General features: G+C 61.9%; 7 protein-coding genes. 2 read left to right on the forward strand and 5 right to left on the reverse strand.

The window, feature by feature from the left end:
• Nucleotides 1–282: 282 nt before the first annotated feature.
• The 5 genes from FCU66_RS34795 to FCU66_RS34815 form a co-directional block, all read right to left on the reverse strand.
• Complete coding sequence (locus FCU66_RS34795) at nucleotides 283–1,461, reverse strand: hypothetical protein (protein WP_136621027.1); 1,179 nt, start codon at nucleotides 1,459–1,461, stop codon at nucleotides 283–285.
• Between the two features lie 297 nt (nucleotides 1,462–1,758).
• Entirely contained in the window at nucleotides 1,759–3,564 is a 1,806-nt protein-coding gene (locus FCU66_RS34800; protein ID WP_136621028.1) for an ABC transporter ATP-binding protein, read from the reverse strand.
• Between the two features lie 391 nt (nucleotides 3,565–3,955).
• Complete coding sequence (locus FCU66_RS34805; RefSeq protein ID WP_136621029.1) at nucleotides 3,956–4,366, reverse strand: GNAT family N-acetyltransferase; 411 nt, start codon at nucleotides 4,364–4,366, stop codon at nucleotides 3,956–3,958.
• 36 nt (nucleotides 4,367–4,402) lie between these two features.
• Nucleotides 4,403–6,091 (reverse strand): NAD+ synthase, encoded by a 1,689-nt coding sequence (locus FCU66_RS34810; RefSeq protein ID WP_136621030.1) that lies wholly within the window; start codon nucleotides 6,089–6,091, stop codon nucleotides 4,403–4,405.
• Nucleotides 6,092–6,155: 64 nt separating this feature from the next.
• Nucleotides 6,156–6,872 carry a DNA-3-methyladenine glycosylase I gene (locus FCU66_RS34815; RefSeq protein WP_136621031.1) on the reverse strand — a complete coding sequence of 239 codons (717 nt, stop codon included), beginning with the start codon at nucleotides 6,870–6,872 and terminating at the stop codon, nucleotides 6,156–6,158.
• Between the two features lie 93 nt (nucleotides 6,873–6,965).
• Between FCU66_RS34815 and FCU66_RS34820 the strand changes: the two genes are divergently transcribed.
• Together FCU66_RS34820 and FCU66_RS34825 are read left to right on the forward strand one after the other, a co-directional pair.
• The gene (locus tag FCU66_RS34820) at nucleotides 6,966–7,529 is read left to right on the forward strand and encodes a DUF1003 domain-containing protein (RefSeq protein WP_136621032.1); all 564 of its coding nucleotides are present in this window, start codon (nucleotides 6,966–6,968) and stop codon (nucleotides 7,527–7,529) included.
• Nucleotides 7,526–8,113, forward strand: a complete 588-nt coding sequence (locus FCU66_RS34825; protein WP_136621033.1) for a DedA family protein — start codon at nucleotides 7,526–7,528, stop codon at nucleotides 8,111–8,113. The genes FCU66_RS34820 and FCU66_RS34825 overlap by 4 nt, the downstream gene beginning before the upstream one ends.
• Nucleotides 8,114–8,163: the final 50 nt, after the last annotated feature.

An 8,163-nucleotide genomic window follows, 5' to 3' on the forward strand; every position in this document is an offset into this window, starting at 1 on the left:
GTGGTTGACAAGACGCGCCCCCCGCGCTGCCCGGCAGACATAGAACATGGCGGCTGGAATGAAAAGACCGGGCCGCGTGCGCCTCAGGCGGCGCTTAGTGCATGTCGCCCAAAAGTGGTATCGGTTTTGGGAAAACGACATGCATAAAAAACAAGGACCTAAAGCGCGTCGCCTGAATCCGTTCAAACGCGACGCGCTTTAGGCGGAGGCCAGTCCGGCGCCGCCCGCCATGACTGAGCGCAACGAGCCGGCGGAAGCCGACGAACGGGTCGTTGAAGGCGATCAGTGGCCGAAGTCATCGGAACTGAGGCGGGTCCAGCGGTCACCCACCACCCCACCGATAAAGATGTCACCGGAGCGGACCGCTTCCGTGACCTCAGCGTTTCGCGAGCGGACCATCGTCCCCCCGGCATAGCGGAAGAAGAGATTCCTGTAGCCGAACAGTTGAGGCATGAATCTGCTCTGCGTCTGCCCGGTGATACCCACGCAGCCCATATCCCACGCAGCCGCGATAAGGCCATCCAGCGTCATGCGCCAGTGAGGTCCGGACGCCTGGATTTGCAACAGGCTCGCCATGTCGCCGGCTTGACCGTAGAAGGCATAACAACCGAGCATTTTGCCCGTTTCGTCGTAAGTCCCACCGAAATGAAGTGGGCCGTCGGCCCGCTTCTCGGCCGCCAGTGCGAGCAACCGTGGCAGTTCGCCATCCTTCCAGCTCGGCCGAAGGGAGTAATCGGACAGCAGGCTCGGCAGCCGCTCGGCAAATAGCGCGGCAGTGATCGGCTCACTGTGGACCCGTTGCGACGATGAAGCCTGGACGGGGAGCTCGAACCTTCTTTTCGCAAGAGCATCGAATGCTCTCGCGCAGGGATCGAGTGCCAAGCGAGGCAGGCCGGGCCACCTACGGTGCAGTGTGGCGGCGGCCATCGCGGCTGGTCGGAAAATACAGGTCCATCCCAGACAATGCACCGGCAGGAGCTGATACTTCATCGGGCGCGCGAAGGCCAAAGATGTCCGGTTGGCGGAATCTGTCAGCTGCAGATCGAATTCGCCTTGGTGCAAGGCACGCAGCAATTGCGGCCCGGCCGAGCCGTCATCGGTGCCGGAGTCGGCCATGAGCGGACCGATGATCGCCGCATTCAATGCCGCTCCGTTGAGCTCGTAGCGGGCTTTCAGGACGCCGAGGAACCCACCCAGACGACCTTGCCGGTTGACCTGGACAAGAGCGTTGCTCTCACCGGACTGGCCGGCAGGGTCAAGATAAATCTCTCTCATATACTCGGCCGTCTTCGTGATCGCACGATCGAGGAGATGACGCCGCCGCCGGCGAAACTTGGTCAGGAAGAGTGCGGCAACGCTCTCGAGATCTTCGGCAGCGAGCGGCCGAACAGAGCCGTGCGATTCCAGCACCGACGGCGCAGCCACCTTTCCCGGACCGGGATTTGCGGAAACAAGATGCATCGTGAAGAGCGCCCCTGGGTTGCCTTTCTAAAATATATATCAACCAAAGGTAGAAACAACATGTCTCGATCGGTATGATGAACAGGCGTCTCAAAAACTCAAGATCTGGAAAAGGACTTCACTGGCAGATTGGCTCGGCCGGCATACGCTGAGCGACGGGGACTTCGGACGTCTCAGGTCTGCCGATGGACTCGCAACAGGTTCGGCTCCGCCCTGCGATTGCGTGCCCTGCGTCCCCCGCCGGCTGACAGCGCCTGATAGAGGTGGCCTCCAGCCGAAGCCGGAGGCCACGTCAGGTCAGATCACCAGCCCCTTGGTCAGCTCCAGCGCCTGGCGCTCGAACAGACGGCGGTAGATGCCGCCCTTCAGCCGGATCAGTTCGTCATGCGAGCCTTCCTCGACGATCTTGCCGCGATCGAAGACCAGCAGCCTGTCGAGCGCCCGCACCGTCGACAACCGGTGCGCGATGACCAGCGTCGTGCGGCCGACCATCAGCCGCTCCATCGCCTGCTGGATCAGCACCTCCGACTCCGAATCGAGGCTCGATGTCGCCTCGTCGAGGATCAGGATGCGCGCATCGGCAAGGAACGCGCGTGCAATCGCCACGCGCTGACGCTCGCCCCCCGACAGTTTCACACCGCGTTCGCCGACCAGCGTGCCGTAGCCTTTCGGCAGGCTGGTGATGAAATCATGCGCGCTCGCCAGCTTTGCGGCATGTTCGATCTCATCTTGCGTCGCACTCGGCCTGCTATAGGCGATGTTCTCGGCCAGCGACCGGTGGAACAGGATCGGCTCCTGCTGGACGATGGCGATCTGCCCGCGCAGCGACGCTTGCGCCACCTGCGAGATGTCCTGGCCGTCGACCAGGATTTTCCCTGCATTCACGTCATAGAGCCGCTGGATGAGCTTGACGAAGGTTGTCTTGCCCGAACCCGAATGGCCGACCAGCCCGACACGTTCACCCGGCGCGATATCGACCGAAAAGTCGCGATAGAGCGCCGATCGGTGATTGCCGTAGTGAAAGGTGACGTTGTCGAAGCTGATCCGTCCTTCAGTGATCCGGATCGGCTTGGCGCCCGGCCGGTCCTCGATGCCGAGCGGTTCGGACTGGAAATCGACCAGTTCCTCCATGTCGTTGATCGAGCGCTGCAGATTGCGGATATGCGTGCCGATATCCCTGAGATAGCCCTGCAGCACGAAGAACGAGGTCAGCACGAAGGCGACGTCGCCGGCGCTCGCCTGCCCCCACGACCACAGCATCAGCGCCAGGCCGATCACCGCCGCGCGCATCACCAGCAGCAGCGCCCCTTGCGTGGTGCCGTTGATGGTGCCGCGCACCCAGGTGCGCCGCGTACGCGCACGCCATTTGGCGACGACCCTGGCCAGGCGACGTTCCTCGCGCTCCTCGGCGCCAAAGCCCTTGACCACGGCGTTGCAGCTCACCGCGTCGGCCAGCGAGCCGCCGAGGCGTGTGTCCCAGGTGTTGGCGAGCCTTGCCGCCGGGGCGACATAGCCAAGCGACAGCATCGCCGTCACCATGATGAACAGCACCGAACCGGCGGCGACGACCGCGCCCATCAACGGCCAGAACCAGCCGAGCAGCAGCGTCGAGCCGACCAGCATGACGACGGACGGCAGCAGCGCGATGAGGATCGTGTCGTTGAGCAGGTCGAGCGCCCACATGCCGCGCGTCACCTTGCGTACCGTCGAGCCGGCAAAGCTGTTGGCATGCCAGTCGGTGGAAAAGCGCTGGACACGATGGAAAGCGTCGGCGGCAATGTCCGCCATCATCTTCAGCGTCAGCTCGACGATTCCCATGAACGCAAGGTTGCGCAAGACAACGCCGGTCAATGCCAGGGCCATCAGCATCGAAAACGCCATCACCGCGGCATTCCAGGCAATCGTGTCGGCGCCGGCGCTGCTGGCGACGGCGTCGACCAGCCGGCCGGAATAGAGCGGCGTCAGGACGTCGGCCAGCGTCGACAGCAGGAAGCCGCCCATGATGAGCGAAAGCCGCCACGGCTGACGCCGCCAATGGGTGAGCGTGAAGCCAAGAACGCTGCGAAAGGCGCCAGCGCGCAAATCGATCTTGAAACGAGCCATGATGTCATTCGGGCGCAAACGAGCCCGATCCCAGTAAGGTCAAAAATTGAAGAAGCCGCGCAAGGGGCTAATGAGTGCCCAGAAAGCGGAGTGGCATATTTGGCGACTCGCCCGTAATCGGGCGGCGACCGGCATCGGCATAAGCCTGTGCTCGATCCGGCATCAGAGCGAAGGGTAAACCCTCGCGGAACGCCGGATGAGACCTAGGCTTCGCGGCCTCGCATTACCATTTGAAATACTGCCATTCGGACCTCCCGCAAGTGAATCGCGGAGAGGTTCTTATAGAGACGCCCCGATGCATCGCCAAGATCAGCTCACGCGGAAAGCGTATCTGGTCCAACCACTGCGATTATTTTGCAACGATGGCGGCAAGTCATCGCCGCGTGCCGCTTCATCCGGGATCGCGATCGAACCGCATGTAACGGCCATTGGTCGATGGCTTGAACCCAAGCTTTTCATACAAACCATGGGCGTCGCTGGTCGACAGGCTCCAGTGGAAAACAGTCCTGACTTCAGGATGATCGATAAGGGCCTGGACGAGCCGGCTGCCGATGCCCTGCCCGCGATGCTCGGGCCAGATGATGATGTCGGCGAGATAGGCGAACACGGTGCGGTCGGTGATCGCCCGGCCGAAGCCGACTTGCTTGCCATCGATGTAAGCGCCGACGCAAAGCGAATTGGCAAAGGCGCGGTGATGGACTTCGTCACTGCGCCCGGCGCCCCAATAGCTCGCCATCAACAGGTCCGATGTCGCCCGGAAATCGATCCGTGATAGGTCGAAGCTGATTTCACAGTCGGGCATGGCTACCCTTGCCTGCGGCATGGCGCGAACTTTCGGTCAGGAAACAGTGTCTAGCCGATCTCTGAACCGGTTGGTGATGGGATAGCGGCGGTCGCGGCCGAAGTTCTTTTTGGTGATCTTCACGCCGGGCGCTGCCTGCCGGCGCTTGTATTCTGCGATGTAGAGCAGGTGCTCGATGCGCGTCACCGTCGCCCGGTCATGGCCGCGCGCGACGATGTCATCGACACCCATCTCGTTTTCGACCAGGCATTCAAGGATATCGTCGAGCACCGGATAGGGCGGCAGCGAATCTTGGTCGGTCTGGTTCTCGCGCAATTCCGCCGATGGCGCCTTGTCGATGATGTTCTTCGGGATCACCTCGCCCGAGGGCCCAAGTGCGCCCGGCGGCACGTGGCTGTTGCGCCAGCGCGACAGCGCGTAGACCTGCATCTTGTAAAGGTCCTTGATCGGGTTGAAGCCGCCATTCATGTCGCCGTAGAGCGTGGCATAGCCGACCGACATCTCGCTCTTGTTGCCGGTGGTGACGACCATCGAGCCGAACTTGTTGGAGATCGCCATCAGGATGGTGCCGCGCGCGCGGCTCTGCAAATTCTCCTCGGTGATGCCTTCCTTGGTGCCTTCGAACATCTGCGTCAGTGCGTGCAGGAAGCCTTCGACCGGTTCGAAGATCGGCACGATGTCATAGCGGCAGCCGAGCGCACGGGCGCAATCCTCGGCATCTTTCAGCGAGTCCTTCGAGGTATAGCGGTAGGGCATCATCACCGCGCGCAACCGTTCCTCGCCGAGCGCATCGACGGCTAGCGCCGCGCAGATCGCCGAATCGATACCGCCCGAGAGACCAAGCACGACGTTCTTGAAGCCGTTCTTGTTGACGTAGTCGCGCAGGCCCAGCATGCAGGCGCGATAGTCGGCTTCCTCCCTGTCCGGGATTTTCGACATCGGCCCTTCCGAGCAGACCCAGCCTTCGCCTTGACGCTTCCAGGTGGTGACGTCGACTGCTTCCTCGAACTGGCTCATCTGGAAGGCAAGTGTCTTGTCGGCGCCAATGGCAAAAGACGCGCCATCAAAGATCAGTTCGTCCTGGCCGCCAAGCTGGTTGGCATAGATCATCGGCAGCCCGCATTCGATGACCTGGCGGATGACGACCTGGTGGCGGACATCGATCTTGGCGCGATAATAGGGCGAGCCGTTCGGCACCAGCAGGATTTCCGCCCCGCTTTCGGCCAGCGTCTCGCAGATGTCGACATCGCCCCAGATGTCCTCGCAGATCGGAATCCCGATGCGTACGCCGCGGAAATTGACCGGTCCCTGGATCTCCGGTCCGGCCTGGAAGACGCGCTTCTCGTCGAACTCGCCGTAGTTCGGCAGATCGAGCTTGTAGCGCTCGGCAATGATCTTGCCGCCATCGGCGAAGACGATCGAATTGTGCGTGCCGCTCTTGCGCTTCAGCGGCGTGCCGATGATGACGCCCGGGCCACCATCGGCGGTATCCCTGGCGAAGTCTTCGGCCGCCTTTTCACAGGCTTTCAGGAAGGCCGGCTTCAGCACCAGATCCTCCGGCGGATAGCCGGCGAGGAAAAGCTCGGTATAGAGCACGAGATCGGCGCCCTGGCGGGCGGCATCCGCCCTCGCCTCGCGTGCCTTGGCGAGGTTGCCAGCAATGTCGCCGACAGTCGGATTGAGCTGGGCAACGGCGATGCGCAGGATGTCGAGTTTCTTGGTCATGCCTGCTCACTTAGCGCGGCAAATTTCGCCGGGCAATGGCGTTCGTTTGGACCAATTTCAGGTATCAGTTGTCGCCCATATATTCGCGCAACGCTTGCGGAGAATGGTTGTCACCGATCGACATCGCCAGGATGCGCGAAATATGGCGGCGCGGCAGGCCTGTCTGCGCCACCCACAAGTTGATCTGTGCCTGGATCTTGTCGAGATCCCTCTTCGAGGTCGGGCTTTCGGCGATGTCGAGGCCCGCGTCACGAAGGGCTGCCGCCATGTCGGCCGAGATGACGAAGGCATCCCAGCCCAGCCAGCGCAGGAAATACTGGCCGGTGTTGCCGCCGAGCCGGCTGCCATGCTTGCCGAGGTAGGCCATCAACCCGACCTGGTCGTCGGCCGGCCAGTTGGCGAGGAATTCGCCGAAGCCGCCGTGCTCCTTCGACACGCGCTCGACGAAGGCAGCGTTGTCGCGAACGGATTTGATCTTCTGCGGATTGCGCACGATGCGCTGATCGGAAGCCAGATCGTGCCAGAAATCTTCGGGTTGGAACAACAGCCGCTTCGGCTCGAAGTGCAGAAACGCCTCTTCGAAACCCGGCCATTTCTGCTCGATGACGCGCCAGACGAAACCCGCGGCGAAGACGCGCTCGGCCATAACAGACAGAATGCGATTGTCCGCAATGTCAGCCACGGCGGCATTGTCGGGCACCGGGCCCAGCAGTGACGTCAGTTCCTCCTCGCCGCCTTTGCGTTTTGCAGCGCGTGCGCGGATTTTCTTGAAATCGGGCATTCTGCTTGCATCCTCACGTCGTGCTTTTGACGAACCGGCATCTTCCTATATGGAAACCAGGCTGCCAAGCCGATGCTTTGTATGGAGACATCCGTGAACAAGACCGTGCCCGAACTGGCCAATCGCTGGCTGAGGCGAAACCCGGAGAATTTGAGCGAGCTTGAGAGGCGGGTGCTGCAGAGTACCGTCGACCGCAAGCCCATATCGCAGGACATCAACGACAGTCTTGCCGGCCTTCAGGGCGCGGGCGACCGTATCGCCGACGCCATTGCGCGCATCGGCGGCTCGTGGACGTTCATCCTGTCCTTCATCGCCTTCCTGATCCTCTGGATCGGCGCCAACTGGTGGCTGCTGGGGCAAGCGTCGTTCGACCCCTACCCTTTCATCTTCCTCAACCTCGTGCTCTCGATGATCGCCGCCTTGCAGGCGCCGGTGATCATGATGTCGCAGAACCGCCAGGCGGCGCGCGACCGCATCGACGCCGCCCACGACTACCAGGTCAACCTCAAAGCCGAGATCGAGATCATGGCGCTGCACGAAAAGCTGGACGAGCTGCGCCACAGCCAGATCATCGGCATGCGCGACGAGATCGCGCAGATAGCCGAACAGCTGAAGCGGATCGACGAACGGCTCACCCCCCAGACCCAGCCCTCATGACGCAGGCCATCCATCACTTCATCGAACAGTATGGACTGCTTGCCGTCTTTATCGGCTGCCTCGCGGAGGGCGAAAGTGCCGCAATCCTCGGTGGCTTCTTCGCCCACCAGCAGGTCTTTGTCTTGTGGCACGCCTTCCTCGCGGCTGGCCTCGGCGCCTTCGTCGGCGACACCTTCTTCTTCATCCTTGGACGAAGCTTTGCCGACCATCGCTATGTTGTCAGATTGCGCAAGCGGCCCGGCTTTCGCCGCGCCTTTCGCCTGCTCAACACCCATCCCAACATTTTCGTGCTGTCCAACCGCTACGTCTACGGCATGCGCCTTGTCGGCGGCATTGCAGCCGGGCTGTCGCGCATCACGGTGCAGCGTTTCGTCATTCTCAACGCGCTTTCATCGATCATCTGGGCCGTTCTGTTCAGCACCATCGGCTATGTCTTCGGGCTGGGCGCCGAGCGCATCATCGGACAGGCATTGGCCCATCATGAACGGTTGCTGATCGCGCTTGCCATTGGCTTGACGGTGGCGGTCCTTGGCTGGTTCGTCGCCCGCCATGTCGCCAGGAAAGAACGCGCCAAAGAGAGCTGATCTGGGCGTGCCCTGAATATGAACACGTTTTAAGGCTTGTTGAGATTCAC

Source organism: Mesorhizobium norvegicum (assembly GCF_004919685.1).
GTDB lineage: Bacteria > Pseudomonadota > Alphaproteobacteria > Rhizobiales > Rhizobiaceae > Mesorhizobium > Mesorhizobium norvegicum.

Excerpts from the sequence above, each read along its gene's own strand:
- FCU66_RS34825 (WP_136621033.1), top strand. The coding sequence starts at position 7,526 with ATGACGCAGGCCATCCATCACTTCATCGAACAGTATGGACTGCTTGCC.
- FCU66_RS34810 (WP_136621030.1), bottom strand. The coding sequence starts at position 6,091 with ATGACCAAGAAACTCGACATCCTGCGCATCGCCGTTGCCCAGCTCAAT.
- FCU66_RS34800 (WP_136621028.1), bottom strand. The coding sequence starts at position 3,564 with ATGGCTCGTTTCAAGATCGATTTGCGCGCTGGCGCCTTTCGCAGCGTT.
- FCU66_RS34795 (WP_136621027.1), bottom strand. The coding sequence starts at position 1,461 with ATGCATCTTGTTTCCGCAAATCCCGGTCCGGGAAAGGTGGCTGCGCCG.
- FCU66_RS34815 (WP_136621031.1), bottom strand. The coding sequence starts at position 6,872 with ATGCCCGATTTCAAGAAAATCCGCGCACGCGCTGCAAAACGCAAAGGC.
- FCU66_RS34805 (WP_136621029.1), bottom strand. The coding sequence starts at position 4,366 with ATGCCCGACTGTGAAATCAGCTTCGACCTATCACGGATCGATTTCCGG.